Consider the following 25,923-nt stretch of genomic DNA (forward strand, 5'->3'; position numbering starts at 1 on the left):
TCCATGTGCACTGCGTTTGGGGCGGAACCCGTAGGAGCAGTCACGAAAGTCTGCTTCGAAGATCGGCTCGATGACCAGTTTGGCCGCCATTTGCACGAGTCGGTCCCGTACGGTCGGGATGCCTAGCGGGCGCATCTTTCCATCCCCTTTCGGGATTTCCTGACGCCGGACAGGTTTGGCCCGGTATTCGCCACTCCGCAGCATTTCCGCCGTCTCTTCCTTGAAACGTCCTTCTCCATATTCCGATACGATGTGGTCGATGGTTAGCTTGTCGATGCCGGGACTTCCTGCGTTGGTCTTGACCCGCTTCCATGCCTCTTCCATGATGTCTTTCCGATACACTTTGTCGTACAGCGCGTGAAATCTTCGCTTTGGGTTTTCCTTAGCCGCAGTGTAGAGGACTCGCTGGAGTTCTTGAACTTTGTTTTTGGGTGTAGTTAGCCTTTGATCGGCATTCACTTGCTCGTACCTCCTCGATTTCCGTGAACAAAGTGGGGGATTGTCTTTCGACGCCCTTCCCTCCGCAAGGTTATGTTGTCCTTGCTTCATTGGTACTACGGCCCCCTCCGACTCCCTTCCCGCAGCTCGCCGTTTCACCTTTTGGACTTATCGGTCTGCTCTTTACGACACTTTGCTGCCGTGCGGGGGAGGGTCTCCCTAGTTCCAAGCACAACTGTATTCACATGCCGATCCCTTTACACCGGAAGGTTCTTCCGTGCTGTAACTCCAAGTTCTTCACACGTTCCTTGGCCTTCGCCCGAGCTGCCGGGGCTCGGCACCTTCTTGTCCTCTGAGGGTTCGTTTTTACGATGCGGCGGGATTCACGGTCGGTCCATTACGGCCTGTGAATTCGCTTCCCTGCGCTTTGCGCAGTTTTTCGCAGGGCTTCAGCCGCCGGATCTCTCCTGCGTCTGCCTGCTAGCTACGGGGCGGCTTGGCCCCTACCCCGGCTGAACTTTCATCAGCTAGTTGTGCCTAGCTTGGCTAGGCGCGCACAGCTGCAAATCGCTCTTAAACTCCCCTCGAGCCCGATTTTGGACAAAATAAGGGGTGCAAACCGCTCTTAACACCTGACTCTGTGCAGGGGCGGGGGATGGTTGCAGGGACAGTTGCGGGTAACTGGGTACGGGCGGCAGAATGTAGTGGCTGAGTGCAGGTAGCGGGGTGCGGGTAGCGGGGTGCGGGTAACTCGATACGGGTGGTTAGGTGTGGGTAATTGGGTACTGTGGCTAGGTGCGGGTAGCAGGATGCGGCGGTAGATTGGCGCGCCTTTTGTCTGCTTTGTGTACCACGTGCTGGTGAGCCCGCCTCGAATAGATGACAAAGACGTCTCCAAGTCCGCTAGTGAAGCGAACAGGAGACGTCTTGGGGTATAACGACTCTATCAACATAGCAAGTCTATCAACATAATGACTCTATCTGCACAACGTGTCTGGCAGAGGGACTGCAGCCCGTAGCCGGCGAACGATGAAAGGACTGCGAAGGTTCAGCCGACCTTTACATCGACTTCCTCCGGCCGGTACACGGCCAGCAGGTCGCCCGCGCGGTTCGTCGCAAACAGCACCGAGCGTTCGCTCTCGAGCTTGAAGGAATAGGTGCGGCCCGACATCGGGTCCTTCACCCGGATTGCGGCGCTGCGGCCGTATTCCGATACGAACACGTACAGCGAGCCGTCGCGGAACTCCAGCTTGCGGCCGTATACGCCGGGCAGCCCGCCGCCAAGCTCCCACTCCAATTCCGGGGCGATGCCGCAATCTGCAAGCACGTGCCCGTACAGGGCGTTCACCGCTTCGCTCCGGTCGTTCAGCTCGACCGGCAGCCCCGTCCACAGCAGACGGCCCGCGCCAAGCGTGACCTCCGTCAGTCCAGCCGGCACCTCCGCCTCATCCGTTTCCCGCCCGGAACCGGAGACCGCGACGGTTTCCTTGCACAGCTGCGCGATCTTGCGCTCCCCGAACGATAAGCGCACGACTGATTCCCCGACAGCCAGTTCCTCTTCACGCAGAACATTCCCCAGCTTACGTGGCCCGAGCCGGCCCGTCAGCCTGTCGACCGGCTGCCAATACTCGTTCAGTCCGGCCGGACCGGTGAACAGCAGCGTGCCTCCCGCTTCGCTCACATGATCCATTAGCTGCCGCAGTGCCGCGTCGCTGAAATTGTGAGCGCTCGGCACAACGATCAGCTTCGGCGGGTGATCCTTCAGCGCGCTTTGCTCGTATTCGCCCAAGGCGCGGAAATGCGCGTTCAGCTCGTAGGCGAGCACCCTCGTCAGCCGGCTCGTCGCTTCGACCGCGAGCCTCCGGTTCGACAAATCGTTCGAATACGGGAACACGACGACGATCTCCTCCAGCCGCCGGTCCTCGAACAGATCGCGAATGGCAGCCATAAACCGTCCGAAGCCGTACGACACGTCCGCTTCCGGCTTCTGGGTGCCGTCCGCCCGCAGAGCTCCGATATTCGATTCGTTGACGTTGTTCATATACATATTCGTATGCCACAGCCATTGCACCGCACCGGCTCCGCCGGTCGAGAACGCGTAAGCGTATTTGCGCTCCAAAATGTTGCGCAGTTCCGCTTCCGAGCGTTTCGCCCGGCCGTCCGGCGTCTCGACGTACATAATGCCGGTCTCCTGAATCAGGTTCGGCTTGCGCGGCGCTTTGGCGAATATTCCGTCCCATACCAGCTGATCCATCAGCCACCACGAATGATTCGTCGTATAATCGACCGCGCTTTCGTACAGGAACGGCGAAGGCCGCTGGGCGCCGAGCGCTTCGTCCTGACCGACCGTGATCAGCCGGTCCGGAGCGAGCATGCGGATCGTGGCGCTCAGCTCCTCCGTCCACCGGTTCAGCATCTCCATGCCGAACAGCGAGTAGTCGAGCCAGCGCGTCCCTCTTTTGCCGGAATGCATGTCCTGAATGTCGAAATTGATCTCCGACGGCTCGGGCGGCCGCACCGCTTCGAAGCCGGGCAGTTCGGCCGGCGTATATCCCCATCGCTCCTGGAGCACGCCGATCGTCGCATAGCGGGCTTTCAGCCATCCGATGTAGGCAGCCTGCTCATAAACGTCCCCGCTGCTTCGCGGTCCTTCGAAAATACGCTTGGGATCGAACATCGACGGCTCGTTGATCAAATCCCAATGCACGTTCGTCGTCTCGCGATGCCTCGACACGATCGCCGCGATAAACCGTTTCTGCGCCGCCACGCTGCGCGGATCGAGGTACGGGTTCGTCCCTTCCCACAGCTCCGGCGTAAAGGCGAAAAAATTAAACGTCACCTCCAGGTCGTGCCGCTTGGCGGTTAAAATAAACGCGTCGATCGCCCGCAGCGCTTCCTCGGAAGGGTGCCCGTCCTCGTACATCACATTGCGGTAGCCGGTCCACAGCCCGGTTCGAATCAGATTGATCCCGGCCCGCTTCATCTCGGCCATGTCCCGGTCCCATACCGCTACGTTGGGCAGGAACAAAAACTTGCGCGCCACGTCCGACGTCATGTAGGTCATCCCGACGATCGGCAGCGGCCGGCCTTCCTTGCGAAAATAATCGCGGCCGCATACGAGCGGCTCGCCCTGCGCCAGCAGCTCGCGATCGAACCCCCACACGGCCTGACGCAGCACGCGCTTCTCTCCGTTGTCAGAGACGGCGGTCAGCTCGGCGCTGTAAAGCCCCGGACTCAGCTCGACCGGAACGTGCAGCGGAATGACCGCCAGCTCCCGGGAGCCGTTCCACTCGAACGTATGCGTCCATTCCGGCGATCCCGACGCGATGCCGCCGTCAGGCGACGGCTTGCCGAAGCGGAACGTGCAGCTCCAGCTGCTTCCGGCGCCTGTGGCAGCCCCATCCGCCCGTCCCCGGCCGAGCTGCTGCATCTGGCAGCGAAACTTCGGCCGGTCTCCCGGCTCATAGGCGGCATACAGCGGCAGCAGCCACATCTCGGCGACGCCGTGCGAGCAGAAGCGGGCCCAAGCGGCAATCGCCTCCTCGCCCGCTTTCGCCCAGAAGCTGGACGTTAGCCGCTGGTTCACGAACAGCCAGCGGCCGCCGGCGAATTCGCCCTTCGCATGCTCCAGCAGCACGACCGGCGCCGCCACCTCGCGGCCGTCCGCCGCGACGCCCTTCACAAGCGGAACCAGACGCGCGTCCATCGGTCCGGCCGATCCGCTTTCATGCGGAATATCGCTTTGCCGGGTGACGTGCATAATCAAGCTGCAGGTCGGCTCGACCGTCAACGCCTCCATGTAAGGAGAGGCGACGGGAATATCTCCGTTCGCAACGAGACGTACGATCGGCGACGGGTCGATCGGCATCGCCTCATGGATCAGCAGTTGGCGATGATAGGCCGTCTGCTCGGCCTCCACGGCCCACTCACCGTCCTTGCGGCTTACCGGCAGGCGGAAAGGCGCTCCGCCTGCGCTGACCAAACCGCCGCCGCGTTTCAGAAACTGGAGAATCGCACGCCAGGCGAGCTTCGGAAAATAAGGAGCGTGCATATTGACGAAGCAGCCGCCCTCGCAATCGTCGAGCGCCTCGGCCAGCCCTTCGGCGTCGACCAGGGAGCCAGCGGCGGCGAGCCGTTCGAGCTGCCCCATATCCGGCGCCTCGGACGCCAGCGGGAAGCCGGGCTCGTAAAATAAAATCGTACGATTCATATCTTCCTCCTTACTGCTCGATTCGCATCCGCTTGTACTGCCGCAGCAGCCCGTCGTCGTGCAGCGTCATCCAATCCGCCAGCGCCTGCCGCATCCCGGCCAACTGATCCCCGTACTCCTCTGTGCCGACCAGATTGGTCATCTCGTACGGGTCCGCCTGCAGATCGTACAGCTCGTCGAGATCGCCACAGTTGAACACGTATTTGTAATGACCCTTGCGGATCATGCGCTGCGTGAACATCGCCGCCTCCAGCCCCGCCCCTTCGGTGACGATGCTGTCCGGCCAATTCTCCACCGTTCCTCCCGCCAGCATCGGCGCGAACGAGCGGCCGTCAGTTCCTTCCGGCAGCGCCCCTGCCCCGGCCAGATCGAGAATCGTAGCGTGAATGTCGCACGTGCCTACGAAGCTGGCTTCCTTGCGCGAGCCGTCCAGTCCGGCAGCCGGCTTGACGATCAGCGGGATGCGGCACGTTTCCTCATACATGAAGAACGACTTGTCGCACAAACCGCCATGAATGCCAAGTGATTCGCCGTGATCGGCGGTAAAAATAATAATCGTATTATCGTACAGATCATGGCGCTTCAAATAATCTAACAGACGCCCGATCTGCTCGTCGATGCTGCTCATCGCCGCATAATAATGCTTGATATACGGAACAAAATCGGCCCACTCCTTCGTGTTGCCCCTCTTGATGCTGTGAATGGACGGTTTGTCCGAACGGTCATCGTAAAAATTCGGCCAAGGCTCCAGCTCCACGTCGCGATACAGGTCCAGGAAGCGGGTCGGCGCGATGTACGGCTCATGTGGCCCCCAGAAGTTCAGCGAGAAGAAAAACGGCTTGTCCCGCTGGCGGAACTCGTCGATATAATGGATCGCCCGCTCGGTCAGAAAATACTCGACCGTCGACTCGACAGGAGACGTCAGCTCGGACGCGTAATGCCATTCGAAATGACCGCTCACCTTATTCTCCTCTTGCCAGGTCAAGCCGTTGTCCTGTAAATATTGGCGGAACTGCGGGTAGGTCATTCCACCGCCGCCGTGACCGGCGAAGTCGTCGCCTTCATAGCCGACGTCGGTCGGCAGCGACTTGATGCCTGCGGCAATGTCCGCAAACTGCACGTGCGCGAGATTGCCCCGTAAATATTGGCCCATCTCCGGCCCGAAGCCGAGATGCCATTTGCCGGTGTAGCCGATACTGTAGTCTTGCTGCTCCAATTGCCGGCTCAGCAGCCGCGGCGTATCCGGCAGCTCCTGCACCATGCTGCCCATGCCGTAGCTGTTCGTCTGCATGCCGTGCTTGAACGGATACAGCCCCGTTTGCATCGAAGCGCGCGCCGGCGTACATACCGGGCAGCTCGTATAGGCGTTGTCGAACACGACGCTTTCTTCGGCCAACCGGTTCAAATGCGGGGTTTGGCACACCCGGCCCCCGTAGCTTTTCAGCGTATCGACACGCTGCTGGTCGGTCTGGATGAACAATATATTCGGACGACGGCTCTCCGTCTTTTTCTGGCTGGTTGGGGTAGACATACGTTGGCTCCTTCCGGTTATAACGAATTTTACTATGGCAGCTGTTTTCAGCTTGTGGCTGTTACCGCTTCATCCACTTGTATACAGCTTCGGCAAACAGACTGTTCGCCCAGGCAAACCAAGGACGCGTAAACTGGCCCGGATCGTCGACATGGAACCCTTCGTGCATAAATCCGGTCTCCGCGTCGGTCGATACGCACGTCTCAATCAGCGCTTCCGCTTCGCCCGGATCGGTCGCCGTGAGCGCCTGCATCGACAAGGCGATATGCCATATATAACGGTCCGGCGTATGCGGGCTTCCGATGCCCCGGGCGGCGCTTCCTTCGTAGTAATAAGGATTGCGCTTGCTCAGGATGAACCTACGTGTATTTTGCACCATCTCGTCGACCGCGCTCCGGTAGCCGATATACGGAATCGAGAGCAGGCTCGGCACGTTCGCATCGTCCATCAGATTATGGTTGCCGAAGCCGTCGGTTTCGTAAGCGTACATTTTACCGAATTCCGGATGGTACACCGTGCCGTACGTTTCGATGCCGTACTCGATCTCCTCCGCAAGCCGGGCCGCATCCCGTTTCAAATAATCGTCTTGAAAGACGACCTCGGCGATTTCCGCCACATGAACGAGCGCCACCGCCGCGAACATGTTCGACGGAATCAAGTAGCCGAACGTGCATGCGTCGTCGCTCGGACGAAAGCCGCACCAGGTCATGCCCGTATATTGCACCGGCATGCCTTGGCCATTATTGCGCAGCGTGTCCGATTTCGGACCGGTCAGCCGGGTGAACCGGTAACCGGACTGCTCGCTATGGCGCTGCTCGGTCGTCCACAGGCGGATGATCGAGCGGACCGCCGCCCGGTACGATTCATCGAACACGCTGGCCCGCCCGGTCGCCTTCCAATACGCGTAAGCCAGCTCCAGCGGGTAACATAATGAGTCGATTTCGTATTTACGCTCCCATACCCACGGGCTCAGCTCGGTCAGATCCTCCTCATAACGCCGCCCGTTCGGCTCCTCGTTAAACGCGTTGGCGTAAGGATCGATGCCGATGTAAAAAAATTGGCGGCGCAGCAATCCTTCGATCAGCGCCTGAAGCTCCTCGTCTTCTGCAGCCAGCGGCACATAGTGGCGGACCTGGGCGCTGGAATCGCGCAGCCACATGGCCGGAATGTCGCCCGTAAAGACGAAGGTCGTGCCGTCGGCCAGCCGTTTCGTAGTCGTTTCGATCGTATTAACGTAGCATTGTTTGAATAAACGAAGCAGCTTCGGACGGTCAGCCAGTTTCACGTCGGCCTCGCGCAGCAGCTGTTGAACAGCCGGGGGCATCGTCATCGTGTCTCTCTCCCTTGTCGATGGTTTCCGATTTTTACGGCTCAGCTCCGAACCGGTGTCAGCGGGATACGCTCGCCGGGCGAATGCCGACCGTTACGATTTCGCAGCCGCCTGCCGTCAGCTCCGCTCCGTTCTCTGCGGCCAGCTCGGCACCGGCATCCTCCAAAATTCCGCTCCGGTAAGCCGATTCGGCGCCGATCACCGCGTTCATCCGGAACGAAAGCTCCGTGCCGCGCTTGCCCATGTTGTACCATCTCGCCATCCAGTCGCCCGTCTGCTCGTTAAGCTTCAGGCTCGAGAACGCCATGCCCGCTCCGCTCCATTGCAGGAACGATAAAGACGCCGGCAGCAGATGGCGATCCGCAAGTTCCCGTCCAGCCTCAGTCATGTCCGGCCGGATCTGGATCGTTTGCCACGGAATCTGGTATTTGTAGGCTTCCGCGTAAGCGGAGAACGCCGGCTCTTCCCCGCCGCCGTCATGCGGAATGACATACAGTTCCGCGGTGCAAGGCCGCAGACATTGTGCCTCGGGCGTCAGGAAGACGCCCCAGTCGCCCAATTCGGCAACGGAGCGGACGAGCGTAACGGCAATCGTCGACCGGCCGTCACGCACAAGCTCGTACTCCTGCAGGCCGCGGTTCGCCACGGTCAGTCCGCTCGTCTCGTCATGCACACTCGCAAAGGCGTGCTGGTGCTGGCAGTTGCTCGGGTTTTTCCACTCCGCCGAAGGTTCGTTGTCCCGTCTCGCCACCTCGAAGATCGAATCAGCATAATGAACGCTCGAGCGCGAATCCGTCGGAAACAGCATCCGCAGACGGTGATCCTTCGCCTTGTTGTCGAAGGACGACAACAGACGGACGCCTTTGCCGTTTGCTTCCAGCTCGACGATTAGCCGCAGCTCCATCGGCACCGTCGCCGACGAACGGCAAGCCTTCCGGCTCGTGAAAGGGACCATGCCGGCGATTTCCGCTTCCAGCCGCTCGTCCGCCGAAGCGGGCAGCTTGATGCGATGAACGATTTCGATAGCGGCGCGGTAGCCTGTGTCCTCCGTCAGGCGGATGTCGGCGGCGCATCCTTCGGTCGTCCATACGGAGCCGTCGGCGGATTGCTTGTAAATGTATTCGTTGCCGATATCCCCCGTATCTTCATAAACGCCGAGCCCCGCATAGATCCGCCCTGTTCTTTTTTCAGTCACAGTCAGCGAGCCGTCGCCTTCGATCTCTACTTTCAAATACCGGTTCTCCAGCGTCCGTTCTCCGGCCGTTACCTTTTCTCCGGCGACTGCCTCAGCAGCCGCAGCCGTATGTGCTGCTTGTCCCGTTACCCACGCATAAGTCCGGTACCCAAGCGCCGGCACCGCTCCGCTATGGAACGTCAGGCGGATGCGGCGGCCCATGTACGGCTGGCGGAACTTGTCGTCCGGCAAGTCGTACCCGAACTGGACGCCGAGGTCATCCAGCGTATGGAGTACAGGCCGGCCGTTCTCGTCCACGAGCAACCCTGTCGGCAGCGGTAGCGCGCCAAGCTCCCGGGCGAGCCGGTCTGGTGCGCCTTCGCTGAAATAGCTGTGTCCGACCGTCAGTTCGACCGAAACCGTTCCTTTGCGCTCCCAGCCGGACGTGTTGAATACGGTGAACGGAAACGCACTTTCGCCTGCCGCTCCGTCCCCGGCAAATGCCGACGTATCGATATGGCCAGTTATCGTCTGCAAGCTTTCAGCGATTACGTTCTCCGCCACCTGTCCGCTTTTCTCGAAGCGGGTCACCATCTCCCGGTGCACTTCGTCGACGCTGCAGCCGCATATGCTGTCGTGCGGATGGTTTTGCATCAGCGTCTTCCAGCCGTATTCCAGCCAATGCGAAGGATAAGGATGGCCGAGAGAAGCTGCGAACACGGCGAGCGGCTCCGCCGCTTTCTCCAGCAACGTCTGCACCTTATGGTTCATCTGCTTCAGATACACTCTCGCAGACGCCGTATTCACCAGCGTATACCAGCCTTCGGTCCGCTGGCTGCGCAGTTCTCCCTCGATCACGGACAGACGCTCCGGCATGGTCGCTTTCACCGCTTGCACATACTCCTCGAAGCTGGAATGGACGAACCGGGTATCCGGATACAGACGCTCCGCCGTCCGGATCGCTTCCGTCAAATCGGTCTGTAGCGGCTGGTGATCGCAGCCGTTCATAAACAGCAGGTGCGGCGTGGAAGCGAACTTCTCCGCTTTGTCCAGCCTGGAATCCCAGTAAGCTTTCGCCTGTTCCGGATCGACAGGCACTTCCATGCCGTTGCAATACCAGTTGGCGAACAAAATGCCGAGCACCGACGAGCCGTCCGGAGACTTCCACATCATCTCGGAATACGGCGACTCGTACTCGCCCGCATCCCCTACCGAGTTATTGAAGCCGGTCGGCGTTACACCGCGGCCGAACACGGCCGTATCGATGCCCGCCTGCAGGAGCAGCTGGGGCGCTTGCCCCATATTGCCGAACGAATCCGGGAAATAGCCGATTTTGCACACAACTTCCTCTCCGTACTTGGCGGCGTCGCGATGGCCGTATTGCAGGTTGCGCACGTTGGCTTCGCTGCTCGTCAGAAATTCGTCCTGGAGCACGTACCAGGGGCCGATAATCAGACGTCCTTCGCGGATATGGCGGGCCAGCCGTTCTTGCTGTTCCGGGCGAATTGCCAAGTAATCGTCCAAGATGATCGTTTGCCCGTCCAGATGAAAGCTGCGGAACGACGGATCGGACTCGATCGTATCGAGCAGCGTATCCATCAGTTTAACCAGCAAATGACGGTGCGTCTCGAACGGCAAATACCATTCGCGGTCCCAATGCGAATGCGAAATAATGTGGGCAGTTTTCTTGCTGCTATCCATTCCGATTCCTCCTTGTGAAAGAGAAAAGAGAGGCGAGCCCCTCTCTTCTCCGACCTTCTTCATGTAAGTCGCCTCAGCGAGGGAGGCGAATCTGCCAATTCTCCGTTACTCGGCGGGAACGAGTCCCGCGTACCAATCGCGCACATCCTTCTCCAGACGCGACGCCAGTTCGGGATATTCGTCCTTCCGATTGACGCGTTCGCCAGGGTCCGCTTCCAGATCGGACAAATGAACCGCGTCGGGCTGCGTCCGGTCGAAGTCCAGCTTGCCGCCGAGCACCAGCTTCCATTTGCCCTCGCGGACCGCGAGCTGGCTGCCGTATTCCCAGAACAGCTGGCGGTGCGGCGTAGCCGCCTCCTCGGTCACCATCGCCACGACGCTGCTGCCGTCGATCTCTCCGGCCGCCGGAGCCGCAAGCCCGGCGAATTCGAGTACGGTCGGCACGAAGTCGGCCATCATCCCGGCTTCTTCGCATACTTGCCCGGCCGGTATCCGGTCCGGATAGACGAGGATGGCCGGCTCGCGAATGCCGCCGTCGAAAAGGCTCGCCTTATGCCCCCGGAAGATGCCGGCGCTGCCGCCGTAATAGACGTCTTCCGTGCCGTCCAGATAGTTGCGCGCCTCCGAAGACGGACCGTTGTCGCTCGAGAAAAAGACGATCGTGTTCTCGTATACCCCGGCCCGCTTCAACGCGGCTACGATGTCGCCGACCCCGTCGTCCACCGCCGAGATCATCGCCGCCATCAATTGACGGTCGCGCGGCAGATGACTGTAACGATGCATATATTTGTCCGGCGCATGCATTGGGTAGTGCGGAGCGTTATAAGCCGCGTACAGGAAAAATGGCTGCTCGCGGTTGCGCTCGATAAATTCGACCGATTTGTCGGTAATGAGATGCGTCATATATTCGCCGTCGTGCCATACTTCCTCGCGATTGCTCCACAGGTCGTGCACCGGATTCACATGCGGCACGCCCCAATAAAAGATATGCGAGTAGTAGTCGATACAGCCGGCATGAAAGCCGAAATATTCGTCGAAGCCGCGAGCGTTTGGCTTGGCGCCTTCCGCGGAGCCGAGATGCCACTTGCCGTGCAGCGCCGTCCGGTAACCGGCCGGCTTCAGTCTCTCGGCGAGCGTTTTCGCCCCCGGCTTCAGTCCTCCGGTTCCCCGCTTGCCGCCCAGAATATGGCTGACTCCGGCTTTTGCCGGATACAGTCCGGTCAACAAAGCCGCGCGGGACGGCGAGCAGACGGGCGAATTGGAGTACCAGTCGGTGAAACGCACCCCATCCGCCGCCAGCGCGTCCAGATGAGGGGTACGGATCGCATCGGACCCGTAACACCCCAAATCGCCGTACCCCAAATCGTCGCAGTAAAAAACTACGATATTCGGCTTTGACATAGCGATCACACCTTTACAGCATTATTTGTTTTTATTCCAGCGGTCGTAAGCGTCTTGATAAATTTTCAGCATTTCGTCGAGACCCATCTTTTTGATCGTATTCACGTAGTCGTCCCATTTCGTGAACGGCTCCTGGCCAACGATGAATTTCGCTTCCATCTGCTCTACGTACGTCTTGATGTCGGTTTTGACGACGTTCAACCGTTTTTGTTCTTCGCTGCTGAAGTACACGTCCGGATATTCTCGTTTCGCATACGGATTCAGCTTTTCGTCGACCATCTTGTTGTAATCCAGACCTTTGCCGTTGTCGCGCTTCGAGTCGAACTCTCTCTCCTTGATCAGCGGAAGCTGGCCGCCTACGTCCGGCGTAAGCTTGGCGCGGTATTCCTCTGCGTTCACGCCTTCCGGAGAAACGAACGTCCATTTTGTTTTGGCGTCGTCCAGCCATTTGTAACTGTTGCCGAGGAAGCCGAGGCGGCTGCCTTCATCCGAATACAAGTAGTCGACCCAACGCATCGTCGCTTCCGGATGTTTGTTATTGCTCGTAATCGCGAACGTACCGCGGCGAATGTTCGAGGCGCGCATCGTCAGCTTTTCACTGTTGAACTTGCTTGTAAGCGGAGCAAGCATCGGATGTTTGTAGTTGTCTTCCGGCTTGGCCACCTTCAGCACCAGATCGGGAGCTGATCCCACGAACGCGCCGACTTGATTCGAATTGCCTTTGGCCGCCATTTGCTGGGACGTTTGCACGAACATTTCGTTATCCAGCAGCTTTTCGCTGAACAGTTTGTTCAAGTAGCTCAAATATTCCTTGTACTCGTTCTGAACCGGGTTAAAGCGGACCTTGCCGTCCTTCACTTCCACTTCGCGGCCGAGCAGGCCGAATGCCGGAAGCAGGACACCTTCGAGGTTGTTCAGCTTAACGTTGGACATCGGAATTTCGTCGGCTTTGCCGTTTTTATTCGGGTCTCCGTTTTTGAATTGCTTCAGCAGCTCGTAAAAATCGTCCGTAGTCTCCGGAAGCTTCGTAATGCCGAGGCTCTCCATCCAGTCGCCGTTCAGCCAGAGCCGGTTCGGGACGAACGCCCGCGGCTGGTCGATAATAAGCGGCAGCGCGTAAATGTGACCGTCCATCGTCGTGATCGACTTTTTAATATCCGGATTGGCTTCCATCCGCTTCTTCAGGTTAGGCGCGTATTTCTCGATCAGCTCTTCGAGCGGGATCAGATACCCTTGGCTGCCGTAAGTAACTTCATCGTCCGGAGTAAGCAGCGAATTGAAAAAGACGTCAGGCAGCTGGCGGCTCGCGAAAGCGAGGTTTTTCGCCTCCTGGTAATTCGCCTGCGGCGGAGTGTTGAACTCGAAATGAATGTTCGTCATTTTCTCCATTTCCTTGAACAACACCATTTCGTTCCAAGGTCCGTGGATAGCCGCTTTCGATCCCATCATGTTCAGCGTTATTTTCTCGTTAACGACCGGGTACCCTTCGGCATTGAAATTTTTCGCCTGCCCGTTTTCCGCTTTCGGCTCCTCGGTTTTTCCGCTGCAGCCAGCCAGCAGCACGGCGCCTCCCACAGTCGTAACCATAATTGTCTTCAACCATTTTTTCATCTTGCTTAACCCCTTCCCATATCGGTATCTATATGAAGAACGGCTTGTCGCCGTTGTTCACGAACTTAGACGGCGGCTGCGGCTCAGCCTTTGACCGAACCGATCAGCACGCCTTTCATGAAGAAGCGCTGCATGAACGGATAGACGATAATGATCGGCAAACTCGATACGATCATGACGGCGTATTTGATAATGTCCGCGATCCGTGCCTGCTTCGCCATCGCTTCCATGTCGTCGCCCGTCATCAGCATCGCGTCGCTCATCTGATTCTGCACGAGAATTTCCCGCAGGATCAGTTGAAGCGGGTACAAGCTGCGATCCTTCAAATAAATGATCGCGCTGAAGTAACTGTTCCAGTGCGCCACCCCGTAATACAGCGCCATGACGGCGATGATCGGAGCGGACAAGGGAAGCACGATCTTAATGAACAGCATCGTATTGGAGCAGCCGTCGATTTCCGCCGACTCCTGAAGCTCCCGCGGAATATTCATCTGGAAAAACGTGCGGCAGATGATCAGATTGTACACGGCCACCGTATTCGGAATGACGAGCGCCCATACCGTATTGAGCATGCCCAGTTCGCTGACCAGCAAGAAGGTCGGCACGAGTCCGCCGCCGAAAAACATCGTAAACACGATCAGGCCCATCATCGGCCCGCGTCCCAGCAAATCTTTGCGGGATAACGCGTAGGCGGCGGGAACGGTAAACAACAGGTTGATGAACGTGCCGCCCAGCGTGTACAGCACCGTATTGCGATACCCCGACCAGATTTCCGGGTTCTGGAAGACGCGCTGGTAACCTTCGAACGTAATGCCTCGCGGGAACAGCCACATCTTCCCTTGATTGACGTAGACCGGATCGCTGATCGAAGCGCTGATGACATAGATGATCGGATACAATACGGCAATAAGCACTCCCAACAGAAACAATTTGTTAATGAAGTTGAACACACGGTCCGACCACGATTCTCTAATCATTATTACCACGCTCCCTTACCATAGGCTCGTTTCGTTTACCCGTCTGGCGATCCGGTTTACGGTAAGCAGCAGGATAAAGTTAATTACCGAGTTGAACAGGCCGATCGCAGCCGAGAAGCTGAACTGGCCTTGGACAAGTCCGCTCCGGTATACGTAAGTGGAGATGACGTCCGATGTTTGCAGATTTAACGGGTTTTGCAGCAAAAATACTTTCTCGAATCCGACGGACATGAAGCTGCCGACATTCAAAATCAGCAGGATGACCATCGTCGGCACGATGCTGGGCAGATTGATATGCCAGACGCGCTGTATCCGGGTTGCTCCGTCCATCATCGCCGCTTCGTGCTGCTGCGGATCGACGCCGGCGAGCGCAGCCAAATAAATGATCGTCCCCCAGCCCATATTCTGCCACACGCCCGACATAACGAATACGGTCTTGAACCAGCCCGGCTCGGTCAGAAACGGGATCGGCTCACCGCCCAGCGCTTTGATCGCCAGATTGATAATACCGCTTCCCGGCGCGAGAAACGCGATGATCATCCCGGCCATGACGACTACGGATATAAAGTGAGGTGCGTACGTGATCGTTTGCACCCATTTTTTGAACGCTCCGTTTTTCAGCTCGTTAATCGCCAAGGCCAGCAGGACCGGCACCGGAAAACCGACAATCAGCTCATACAGGCTGATCCCAATCGTATTTTTAATAAGGGTCCAAAAATAGTAAGAATCGAAAAATCGCTTTAAATGTTCGAGCCCGACCCATGGGCTGTTCCATATGCCAAGACTTGGCGTGTAATCCCGAAATGCAATCTGCAGACCGTACATCGGGAAATAATGGAAGACGATAAAGTAAGCAATTGTCGGCAGTACGAATAGATACAGCTCCCAGTTTTTGCGAATCGACTTCCAACCGCTGTTTCGCCGCGATGCGCGTTCGGCGCCTTGAGCGAGCGGCTCCGTTTTGACTGTCATGGATGTTTCTCCCCCTCCACTTTCGCGGTCTATGTTAGCAAGCTTATCCCGGGAGAGCGCTTTCGTAAATTTGTTGTTCGTGCAGCCGACTTGTCCCCCATGACATCCGTTGCGGCAGTAGGGACTGCGGTGTATATATGTAAGTTTTGAGGCCGATTGTCATTCGGAAAATTGTCGGAATCGGGCATATTCGGGGGCTTGTTGAGAGGTTCAGCCGTTACGGACAATGAGACATGTCCCGGACCGGAGCGTATCCGGTGAACAAAGTTCGACAAAAAGCCGGCTCCCCGAAAACGAGATTCGGGAAACCGGCTGCTTGAAGATAACGCGTTCCGGCGCCAAGTATGCCGCTTGCTGTATGGAACGGGAGCGAATAAAAAAAACCGCCAGCCGAAGCTAACGGGGACGTGTGATATATATAACTCTTACACTTTACGTTTTCGAATGAAGATGAAACCGACATTTACAAGACTGCTCAATATAAAAGCTGCCGTGTAAAGAACCAAGAAGACGAGTATATTCAAAGGGTCGGTATACACCAAAAACGATACAATGGAAGCGATCACATATAACCCAAACCCTACAGCAAGCGACTGTACCATTAAAGCGGATTTCTTAAAAACCTTGCTTCTTCTTAGAATCGCAAAACATACAGGCACAATCAGCACGATTGCCAACAAACTCAAATTAATAAAACCTTCTAAATCGATGTGGACCCCCCCTAAATATGCAAACCCACTAAAATCCATGAAAAACGGTCTTAACTATCATACAGCGGCAACAGATAACCTTAGTACCCTGTGCACTTATAAGTGCCCGGAATTACCTCCGCAAGATAGATTCGACACATTAATCCATTCCTTCGCCAATAGTGGATACTCATCGGATTAATTGTTGCGGAACACGGTCTGATTTGACTCCATACACGCCGACAGTCCCGTTATGTTGATGCAGGAACTGGAGGGTGACCCGCTCCGCCCCGGATTAAGAATACAGCTTTCTAAACTGTCCAGGGGTCAGCCCCTCCGATTTTTTAAATTTACGCATAAAGTTAGGGACGTCTGCATACCCTACGCTCGCAACGATATCTTTGATCGGAATATCCGTCTCTTTGAGCAAGCGCTTCACTTCCTCCATGCGCAGATGGGTAACGTAATCGGTAAACGTATAGCCGGTCTGCTCTTTCATAAAGCGGCTGAAGTAAGAAAGCGACATTTGAAAATGATCGGATATTTTTTCCAGGTTCAGATCGTAATCTTTGAAATTGGCCTGCACATAACTCCGAATCCGGTCGCCAAGCTCGCTGTTTTTGTTTTCTTTGTTGGCGTTCACATGGTTGCATATATCTTCAATTAAGCTGTACATGCCCGCGCCGAGCTGCTCCAGCGTCGTAAATTCAGTCAAGCCCTGGCGGTGCTCCGGCTGAATGTTCACCTGCAGCTCGTTCATCGTCCGCAGGAACGTGTTGATCAAATCAAAACACATGCAGCGCAAATAAAACAAAGACACCTGTTTGCCCCGCAAATCGTTCATCAAGCTGTCGAGCGCCGCCCCGGCCGCCACTTTGTTGCCCTGCTTCATACTCTGGACCAGACGGATCTGCTCCTCGACGGAATACCAGTCATTGCTCTCCTGCCACTGCGACAGCTCGTCGAAGAAAATAATGTCTCCTCTATGAGCCCGCATATTGTGCTCGATCGCCGCCGATGCCTCGATATAGGACCGGTTGGCCTCAAGCGGTCCGGATACCGGAGTGCCGACACCGATCGTAGGTTTGATGCCGCAGCACGCCTCGAACTGCCGGGCAATTTCCCGGGCAATGTGCCCCTGAAGCTCCCGGTTTGCTTCTTCCTCGCCGGAAAAGGCGACCAGGATGACGATGGCGTTGTCCTGAATCATCTCGACTCCGTAGCCGACCGCTTGAGGCAATTCCACTTCGCTTAATAAACGGAGCAGCTCCTCCCGGTTTTGCGTCGAGACATAGTCGTTCCCTTCCATCGATACGACGGCCACGAAGCATGTTTTTCCGGAAATCGCCAGATTTTCCCGCTCCATAAAAGTGTCGACTTCGCCAGCATCGCGCAGCGCGCCCCTCAGCAGCTTGACGAAAAACTGCTCACGCACGATCGGACGCTGCTCATCGATCTGTTCCATCAAATCTTTAGTCGCCTGCACCGTATCGCGGATCAAATCAAGCTCATTGCCGCGCCGCTCCCCGCTTCCTTGCAGCCGTCCAGCCAGCGGACGCACATGCTCGGCGATATGGCGAATCGGCCGGTATTGTCTTGTAGAGAGCAGCACCGCCGTGGCGATCCCGAAAGCGACGACAGCAAGGCAGATGAGAACGATAAAGGTACGCATCTCCAGCACGCGCCCGAGAAACTGGCTTGTCGGCATAACGATGACATACGACCAGCCGCTTACCTCGGACTTGACCTTCATCAGCGAGTAGCGCTCGTTATCGTAAGAGACGTCATGGACGCCTTCTCCGTCGTTAGCCTCGGACAGCTTGGCCGCTTCGGCATCGGTCAGCTTGATCTCACGGCTGCGCGAAGCGATGATTCGGCCTTCTGTATCGGATACGTATACGCTTCCGTTAAAATCGCCGAGAATCGGTCCGACCAGATCGGTCATCATCGACTCGCGGATCAGAAAAAGAACCGTCGCATAAGGCGACTGGCTGTTGCGCGGAATCGGGAACATATAGGTCAGCACGTTTTGCGCGTTCTCGCTTCCCGACAACTGGGCTTGAGCCCGGCGGATCGCGGGAAAGCGGGTTTCGTTCAGCTGCGCGCCCAATCGGGCTCCGTCCAGATCGGTGAACCGGTATACTTGCTTCGTAAACGTATCCAGCGAATTCATGCCGCTTGAGGAGTAGAGCCGTTCATCCCCGTGAAAATAAAGGGCCAGATCGTCGACGATCGTATTGTTGGCCTTATACTTGCCCAGCTCCTCGATCGCTTCAATTTCTTTATATATGCCGTTTTTCACCATAAATGGGGTCAAACGGGTATCGATCGATATTCGGGACGCCGTGTTGTCCAATCCGCGCGCGATCAGGTCGAACGTATTCATAACCTGTGTCAGCTTATACAGGCTGGACGACTCGGTTTCGCTCTTAAAACGGACAACGGCGTTATAGTAGACGACGCTGCTAAGGACGATAAACGGGATCGCGAAAATGAGCACATGCGACAATAAAATTTGCTTGAATAAACGGGAGCGCTTTCCGCTTTGTTTCACCGGGTTGTCCTCCTTTCGCGGTCAGTCGTCGTAGGTTCATTATAAGCAAAAAAGTTCTCTTCGTACAATCGGACGCCCGGCGGCCAGGTTATCCGGCAATGGACGCCGAGCGGATCGCCTCTAATGAAACGGAGGTAGAACGGTTATTAACGAAACGCGATTTGTCCGCCGCTGGCGTTGTCAGTAATAGCCGGTAAAAAAGCCCGAAATCCCTTCCCTCTCGTTTTGTTGGAGGAAAGGGATTTGGCTTGTGGGACGCGTTTCCAGCCGTATTCGCCGGATGGCAGACCATCTGTTACAACCCGTACTCGCCGCGCTTTTTATAAAAACTCGACTTGCCCATACCGAGCCTTCGGGCAGCCGCCTGGCTGTCGCCGTTCTCGAGCCGGAGCGCCCCGGCGATCAGCTCCTTCTCCAGTCTCCGTACCTGTTCCTTCAACGGCTCCTGTTCCCTGTAAGCCGGGGAAGCTTCCGCGTTGTCCGGCGCCGCGCCCGACGTTACTCCTTGCGCGGATACGATCCTCCCCGGATCGCCATCCTTCTCCTGGATCTCCGCCGCCCGTATCCCGCCTTCTTCCGATTCGGATCTCCCGGTTGCCGGAGCACCGTCAGCCCCGTGCGCGAACGGAGGCAGGCCGAGATCCTCTTCCCGGATAACCGAGCCTTCCATGAACAGCAGCGCCCGTTCCAGCACGTTGCTCAGCTCCCGGACGTTGCCCGGCCAATCGCAGCTTTGCAGCCTTCTTATCGCTGCGGCGTCGGCCTGCACCGTATGGAGTCCGTTGTCCCGCGCCAGCTTTTTCAGGATAAATTCGGCCAGTACCGGTATGTCTTCCTTTCGCTCGCGCAGCGGGGGAAGCCGCAGCTCAATCACGTGGAGCCGGTAATACAAGTCCCGCCTGAACTTGCCCTGTTCGACCAGACGGGCCAGATTTTGATTCGTTGCGGCTACAATTCGGACGTCCACCGGTTCGGGGTAGGCCGCTCCTACCGGCTCAATCTCCTTCTCCTGCAAGACGCGAAGCAGCTTCGCCTGCAGCTGGAGCGGCATATCGCCGATCTCGTCCAGGAACAGGGTGCCTTTATGAGCCAGCGCAAACTTCCCTTTTTTGCCCGACTTAACGGCGCCGGTAAACGCGCCTTCCTTATAGCCGAACAGCTCCGACTCGAACAGCGGCTCCGGTACGGCAGCGCAATTAACCGTAATAAACGGGCCGGAGTAGCGGGAGCTTTCCCGGTGAATCGCATGCGCGAACAGTTCTTTCCCGGTTCCGCTCTCGCCGGTAATCAGCACCGCCCCGTTCGTCTTCGCCGCCTTAACCGCCATCGCTTTCACGGACCGCATCGGTTCGCCGTCCCCGATAATGTGCGACATACCGTATTTCGCCGAAGCGGCGCTTTTCCCTTTATCGGCCGGCTGATGGAGCTGTTTGCGGATTTCCTTGAACCGGGTGTTCATCTGAAACAAATTATCAAGATCCTGGAACACGACTTTGCCCGCTACTGCGATCACGTTCCCGGCCTGGTCGCGAATCGGAATCCGCGTCGCGATCATCCACCGCCCCTTCACGAGCTGCAGGTCGGCGATTTCCGCCTTGCCGGTCTTGGCCACGATATGCATCCGGGTATTCTCGATGACGTCCGCCACCGGCTTGCCGATCACGTCGGCCGCCCGCACTCCGAGCAGCGTCGCATACGTGTCGTTCAGCGTCAAAATCCGGCCCTCGCGATCACAGATGACGAGCCCTTCGTATGCGTTTTCCAGCGCCACTTTGTAGAGCCGCAGCTCCTGCGCCGCGCGGTCTCTCTCCCGGGCCGACTGCTTCAGCAACTGGGAAACCCAGCCGCCCTTCGATATTCTCATCGCTTCTTCTCCTGCCGGAAGATAATAGGTATTGCTCGCCCGCACGAAAGGCAAGGCTTGTCCGCAGCCATTCGGAAAGAGGGAGTTACTGTTACTGGGCGGATAGACAGGCGGTGCTAAGCGGATAAGCGCTTGCTCGGCAGATAGGAGGTTGCCGAATGAATTAGAGCTGGCTTGGGCGGACAGGAGGTTGCTGAGCGAATAAGAGCTCGCTGGGCGGACAAGGGTTGCTGAGCGAATAAGAGCTCGCTGGCGGACAAGGGTTGCTGAGTGGAATAAGGCTCGCTGGCGGATAGGAGGTCGCTGAGTGGAATAGGAGCTCGCTGGCGGATAGGAGGTTGCTGAGTGGAATAAGAGCTCGCTGGCGGATAGGAGGTTGCTGAATGGAATAAGAGCTCGCTGGCGGATAGGAGGTTGCTGAGCGAATAAGAGCTTTTGGGGACCGTTATTTCTTGAAAAAACGGCAATCCGAGCAAATTAAAGGATGTTTGGGACTCTTATATCGAGGCCAGTCAGCCCTTTTCGCTTATATAGCCCGAAATAACGGCCCCAAACATCACTTATTTACTCCAGGACGGGCGAATGGTGAAAAATAAGAGTCCCAAAAGACTGCTAATTCGCGCTAAAGTTCGCCCAACCACCCCATCACGTCCAGCAACAACGCCCGCTTACCTCTTATCACGCCAAATCAAGCTCAGTTACATCTAATGTTACTCCTAGTACGCCAAATCACGCCCAACTACCTCTAAAGGTTACGCCTAGTACACCCAGTCACGTCGAGCAACAACGTCCGCTTACCTCTCATCACGTCAAATCAAGCTCAGTTACATCTAATGTTACTCCTAGTACGCCAAATCACGCCCAACTACCTCTAATGTTACTCCTAGTACGCCCAGTCACGTCGAACAACAACGTCCGCTTACCCCTCATCGCGTCATATCACGCTCATTTGGTGGACAAGGGTTGCTGAGTGGAATAAGGCTCGCTGGCGGATAGGAGGTTGCTGAGCGGATAAGAGCTTTTTGGGACCGTTATTTCTTGGAAATTCGGCAGTCTGAGCAAATTAAAGGATGTTTGGGACTCTTATATCGAGGCCAGTCAGCCCTTTTCGCTTATATAGCCCGAAATAACGGCCCCAAACATCCCTTATTTACTCCAGGACGGGCGATTGGTGGGAAATAGGAGTCCCAAAAGACTTCTAATTCGCACTAAAGTTACGCCCAACCACCCAATCACGTCCAACTACCGTCCAATTACCCCTCATCGCGTCATGTCACGCCCAGCTACATCTAATGTTACTCCTGCACACGCCTAACCACGTCCAACTACCGGCCAATTACCCCTCATCACGTCATGTCACGCCCAGCTACATCTAATGTTACTCCTACATACGCCTAACCACGTCCAGCAACCGTCCAAATACCCCTCATCACGTCATGTCACGCCCAGCTACATCTAATGTTACTCCTACATACGCCTAATCACGTCCAGCAACCGTCCAATTACCCCTCATCGCGTCATGTCACGCCCAGCTACATCTAATGTTACTCCTGCATACGCCTAACCACGTCCAGCAACCGTCCAATTACCCCACATCGCGTTATATCACGCCAAGCTACATCTAATGTTACTCCTATGACATCCAGTCACGTCAACCGCGCCTCGGCGATCCAGCTTCTCGCGCCGCGTCACGCCTAATCAGCGTCCCTAGCTGGTCCCCTCGATATTTTTGAATTGATTGTGGAACATCCGCGAATAAGCGCCCTGCTCCCGGATCAACACGTCGTGGCTGCCCTTCTCCGCGATCTCGCCGCGGTCCACGACCATGATCGTATCCGCGTCTCGGATCGTATTCAGCCTGTGCGCGATGATGAAGCTGGTCCTTCCTTGCAGCATATGGAGCAGCGCTTCCTGGATATGCAACTCCGTCCGGGTGTCGATGCTGCTCGTCGCCTCGTCGAGAATGAGGATCGACGGCTCCGCCAGCATCACTCTCGCGATGGCAAGCAGCTGACGCTGGCCCTGGCTTAAATTGCCGCCGTTCTCGGTCAGCATCGTATCGTATTTGTTCGGCAGCTTGCGGATGAAGACGTCGGCGTTCGCCATAGCCGCCGCCCGTGTCATCTCCTCTTCGGTCGCGTCCGGCTTGCCGTATTTGATATTCTCCCGGATCGTCCCCGAGAACAGATACGTATCCTGCAGCACGATGCCGAAGCAGCGGCGCAGGCTGTCCCTCGTATACGTCCGGATATCCCGGCCGTCGATATAGATCGTGCCGCCCGTCACATCGTAAAACCGCGTCAGCAGGTTGACGACCGTCGTCTTCCCCGCTCCCGTCGGCCCGACGAGCGCCGTGCTGCTGCCCTCGGGAACGTCGAAGCTGACCTCTTTCAGGATCGGAACGTCGGGCCGGTAGCCGAAGCTGACATTTTCAAAAACGACATGTCCCTTCGGATTCGTCAAGACGACCGCACCCAGCCGGTCCTCGGTCTCCTCGGTCTCCTCGAGCACCTCAAATGCGCGTTCTGCGCCCGCTACCCCGGACTGCAGCACGTTGTACAAGTTCGCCAGCTCGTTCAGCGGACGTACGAACTGGCGGGAATAGCTGAGGAAGCTGGCGATAATCCCTACCGTAATATCTCCCTGTACGGCGAGAATTCCGCCGACGATCGCCACGGCCGCGAACCCGATATTGCTGATGACGCTGAGCAGGGGCATCATAAAGCCGGACCAGATTTGCGCCTTTAACCCCGCTTCGTACAGCTTGGCGTTCACCTTATCGAACTCTTCAACCGAACGCTGTTCGCGATTAAACGCCTTTACGACCTGCAGGCCGGATACCGTTTCTTCGATATGTCCGTTCAGCTTGCCGAGCTGGGCCTGCTGTTCCTTGAACAATACGCTCGTTTTTTTCGTAATCGTGCGGGCGAGCATGTACACAAGCGGCACCGTGATCAGACTCGCGAGCGTGAGGATCGGGCTCAGCACGAGCATCATCGTCAGCGAGCCGACAATCGCGATCGAACCGGACATCAGCTGCGCCGTCGACTGCGAGATCGTATTACTGACGTTGTCGATGTCGTTGGACATCCGGCTCATCACTTCGCCGCTCGGCCGCGAATCGAAAAAGGCCAGCGGAAGCTTCTGCAGCTTGCGGAACATCGCGCCCCGGAGCTTCATCACGATTCGCTGAGAGACGCCTGCCATCATCCAGCCTTGGAACAAGGTGAGCAGTCCGTCCATGACGTATGCGGCGATCATCGCAAGCAGAATGACTTGCAGCACGGAGAAATCCACAGCGCCGACAGAAACCGTCATCGTGTCGATCGACAGCCCGATCAAGTAAGGTCCGGCCAGCCCGATCCCGGCATTGATCAGCAAAAAGACGAAAATGACCGTCAGCAGCTTCCGTTCCCCGCCGAGGTACTTCCACAGTTTCGCCATCGTCGCTTTGAAGTTTTTCGGCTTTAAGACCGGTCCTCGACCCCGCGCCCCGAATCCCCCGGCCCCCGGATGCCGGCCGGGCACCGGCGGCATCGCCAGATCGGCCTGGCTTCGCTGTTCATCCGTCCGTTCATTCGGCTTGGACATTCGGCTGCACCTCCTTCCCGATTTGCGACACGTAGATTTCCTTGTATACGCTGCATTCCCGCAGCAGTTGCTCGTGCCGGCCGATTCCGACGATCTCCCCTTGGTCGAGCACGATAATCTGGTCGGCATCCATAACCGACGTAATCCGCTGTGCGATGAGCAGGCACGTTACGTTGCTTGCGTATTGTTTTAACGATTGCTTGATCTTCGCTTCAGTAGCAACGTCTACCGCGCTGGTGCAGTCGTCCAGTATCAATATATCCGGCCTTCGGATGAGCGCCCGCGCAATCGAGACACGCTGCTTCTGCCCGCCCGACAAATTAACTCCGCGCTGGCCGAGCACGGTATCGTACCCCTCCGGGAAAGCCGCTACGAACTCATGCGCTTCGGCGAGCTTGGCGGCGTGTTCGATCTCCTCGCGGGTCGCATCGTCCTTGCCCCACCTAATATTGTCCGCTACCGTACCGGAGAACAGCACCGATTTTTGGGGAACGATGGCGATTTTCTCCCGAAGCGCGCTCGGATCGACCTCCAGCACGTTCGTTCCGTTCACTTTGACCGTACCCGAATCGGCATCATAAAAACGCGGGATCAGTCCGATCAGACTGCTCTTACCCGAACCTGTAGATCCGATAATGCCTACCGTTTGCCCCGGCAAGCAGGTGAAGCTGATGCGATGGAGCGCCGGCTCGCCCGACGGGCCGTCGTACGAAAACGTCACGTTTTCGAAATCGACTCTCCCTCTCGCGGCCGGAACGTCCCGGATCGTCTGTTCCTTCCACATCATCGTATTCATCTCGGCGAACACTTCCCCGATCCGCACAGCGGAAGCCCGCGCACGGACGAACATGTTAAATACCATCGAGATCATCAGCAGCGACATTAAGATTTGGGTCATATAGTTAATAAAGGCCAGCACGTGCCCGACCTGCATCTGACCGCTGTCCACCCGGATGCCGCCGATCCAGATGACGGCGACGATCCCGAAGTTGACGGTCAGCATAATGGCCGGGTTAAACACGGACATCGCTCTCATCACCTGGACCGAGCGGTCTTTGTATTCGCCGTTCGCCTTGTCGAATTTGTCCGTTTCGTAGTCGAACCGGTTAAACGCCTTCACGACCCGCACACCTGATAAATATTCGCGGATGACGCCGTTGACCCGGTCCAGCGCCTTCTGTACCTTCATAAACCGCGGAAAGCCGATCTTCATGTTCAGCACGACGAGCAAAGCGACGACGGGGACGACGACGGCAAGGACGGTCGACAAGTGCGGATTAAGCCGGACGGCCATAATCAAACTGCCGATGCAGAGCAAGGGAGCTTTTACGAAAATACGCATAAGTCCGTTCACGAAGTTTTGCACTTGCGTCACGTCGTTCGTCAGCCGGGTAACCAAGGAAGCCCTTTCAAATTGATCGATGCTTGTAAACGACAAGCTCTGGATCTTGCGGAACAAGTCGGCCCTCAGCTCGGTGCCGAACTTCTGCGAGACGCGGCTGGCGATGATATTGCGCGCACTGGCGGACAACGCCCCGACAGCCGTAATAAACAGCATCAGGCCTCCGATCCGCATGATGTAATCCATCCGGCTCTCGGCTACCCCGACATCGATAATGCTCGCCATCAGCGTAGGCAGCATGAGATCACACAGCGCTTCAATCGTGAGAAAGAAGACCGCTACGCAAAACAGCTTCCAATACTTTTTGACATACACGTTCAAAAACTGCAACCCGATCTCTCCTCACCTATTAGCGCTATCGTTATTATACATCCATAACCGGCAAAGAGGTATCACATCATTACCTAACTACCTATCGGTTCAGCCCAAAAAACAGAGCCGTCACCCCGGTCATGAATGAGACCTAACGGGACAGCTC

The 25,923-nt window shown here is 56.9% G+C and carries 12 protein-coding genes and 1 pseudogene; all 13 read right to left on the reverse strand.

The window, feature by feature from the left end:
* Nucleotides 1-459 (reverse strand): annotated as a pseudogene (locus IDH45_RS32205) (reverse transcriptase domain-containing protein); the annotation flags it as partial.
* Nucleotides 460-1,486: 1,027 nt separating this feature from the next.
* Nucleotides 1,487-4,648 (reverse strand): beta-galactosidase, encoded by a 3,162-nt coding sequence (locus IDH45_RS32210; RefSeq protein WP_190932259.1) that lies wholly within the window; start codon nucleotides 4,646-4,648, stop codon nucleotides 1,487-1,489.
* A 10-nt stretch (nucleotides 4,649-4,658) separates the two neighbouring features.
* On the reverse strand, nucleotides 4,659-6,179 hold the full coding sequence (locus IDH45_RS32215; protein WP_190932260.1) for a sulfatase-like hydrolase/transferase: 1,521 nt from the start codon (nucleotides 6,177-6,179) through the stop codon (nucleotides 4,659-4,661).
* 61 nt (nucleotides 6,180-6,240) lie between these two features.
* The gene (locus IDH45_RS32220) at nucleotides 6,241-7,509 is read right to left on the reverse strand and encodes a glycoside hydrolase family 125 protein (protein WP_190932261.1); all 1,269 of its coding nucleotides are present in this window, start codon (nucleotides 7,507-7,509) and stop codon (nucleotides 6,241-6,243) included.
* 58 nt (nucleotides 7,510-7,567) lie between these two features.
* Nucleotides 7,568-10,384, reverse strand: coding sequence for an alpha-mannosidase (locus tag IDH45_RS32225; protein WP_190932262.1), 2,817 nt, complete (start codon nucleotides 10,382-10,384; stop codon nucleotides 7,568-7,570).
* A 105-nt stretch (nucleotides 10,385-10,489) separates the two neighbouring features.
* On the reverse strand, nucleotides 10,490-11,785 hold the full coding sequence (locus IDH45_RS32230) for a sulfatase-like hydrolase/transferase (RefSeq protein WP_190932263.1): 1,296 nt from the start codon (nucleotides 11,783-11,785) through the stop codon (nucleotides 10,490-10,492).
* Nucleotides 11,786-11,806: 21 nt separating this feature from the next.
* On the reverse strand, nucleotides 11,807-13,396 hold the full coding sequence (locus IDH45_RS32235) for an extracellular solute-binding protein (protein ID WP_190932264.1): 1,590 nt from the start codon (nucleotides 13,394-13,396) through the stop codon (nucleotides 11,807-11,809).
* A gap of 83 nt (nucleotides 13,397-13,479) precedes the next feature.
* The gene (locus IDH45_RS32240; protein ID WP_223837216.1) at nucleotides 13,480-14,373 is read right to left on the reverse strand and encodes a carbohydrate ABC transporter permease; all 894 of its coding nucleotides are present in this window, start codon (nucleotides 14,371-14,373) and stop codon (nucleotides 13,480-13,482) included.
* Nucleotides 14,374-14,388: 15 nt separating this feature from the next.
* Nucleotides 14,389-15,345, reverse strand: a complete 957-nt coding sequence (locus IDH45_RS32245; RefSeq protein WP_190932266.1) for an ABC transporter permease — start codon at nucleotides 15,343-15,345, stop codon at nucleotides 14,389-14,391.
* A 984-nt stretch (nucleotides 15,346-16,329) separates the two neighbouring features.
* Complete coding sequence (locus IDH45_RS35155) at nucleotides 16,330-18,588, reverse strand: helix-turn-helix domain-containing protein (RefSeq protein WP_190932267.1); 2,259 nt, start codon at nucleotides 18,586-18,588, stop codon at nucleotides 16,330-16,332.
* A gap of 295 nt (nucleotides 18,589-18,883) precedes the next feature.
* The gene (locus IDH45_RS32255; RefSeq protein WP_190932268.1) at nucleotides 18,884-20,452 is read right to left on the reverse strand and encodes a sigma-54 interaction domain-containing protein; all 1,569 of its coding nucleotides are present in this window, start codon (nucleotides 20,450-20,452) and stop codon (nucleotides 18,884-18,886) included.
* Between the two features lie 1,707 nt (nucleotides 20,453-22,159).
* Nucleotides 22,160-24,043 (reverse strand): ABC transporter ATP-binding protein, encoded by a 1,884-nt coding sequence (locus IDH45_RS32260; RefSeq protein ID WP_190932269.1) that lies wholly within the window; start codon nucleotides 24,041-24,043, stop codon nucleotides 22,160-22,162.
* The gene (locus IDH45_RS32265) at nucleotides 24,027-25,775 is read right to left on the reverse strand and encodes an ABC transporter ATP-binding protein (protein ID WP_190932270.1); all 1,749 of its coding nucleotides are present in this window, start codon (nucleotides 25,773-25,775) and stop codon (nucleotides 24,027-24,029) included. The genes IDH45_RS32260 and IDH45_RS32265 overlap by 17 nt, the downstream gene beginning before the upstream one ends.
* Nucleotides 25,776-25,923 lie beyond the last annotated feature (148 nt).

It is taken from the genome of Paenibacillus oceani (genome assembly GCF_014705615.1).
Taxonomy (GTDB): domain Bacteria; phylum Bacillota; class Bacilli; order Paenibacillales; family NBRC-103111; genus Paenibacillus_AB; species Paenibacillus_AB oceani.